General features: G+C 52.7%; 1 pseudogene. It reads right to left on the reverse strand.

Annotation, left to right across the window (positions count from 1 at the left end):
• Positions 1–312: pseudogene (locus ACGF49_RS24960) on the reverse strand (ShlB/FhaC/HecB family hemolysin secretion/activation protein); the annotation flags it as partial.
• Positions 313–408 lie beyond the last annotated feature (96 nt).

The raw sequence follows: 408 nt of genomic DNA on the forward strand, positions 1-408 counted from the left end.
GCCTTTATCGCCCAGGCAATGGTTTTCGCCCTGTTGGGCGACACGCCTGAACGGCAACCAGTGCGGGAAATTTTCGGTGCCTGCCAGTCTGACGCGGGTGATAGGAAAACAGGGGGTTTCCACCGGAAAGGCGGCTGACGCCCCCGTTTCCGGTACCGACAGGCGAACCTCCGCAGGCGGCGGGGCTAATTGCGCCTCCAGGGCTTGCTGGCGGGCCTGTTGATGAATGAGTTGTTGTTCTGCGATGTCGGCGGCCTGACTGCCTGAGACTGCGCTACAAAAAACTATTAATACTACAATACTGCTTTTCATTGACTTTCTATTCCACAATGCCGAAGCAGTATTAACCACAAATTTAGCTTAGTGATCAATGTTTAGGGTTGATTATCAACCGGGCAACTAAAATAG

The organism is Photorhabdus sp. RM96S, assembly GCF_042879335.1.
Lineage (GTDB): Bacteria > Pseudomonadota > Gammaproteobacteria > Enterobacterales > Enterobacteriaceae > Photorhabdus > Photorhabdus kayaii.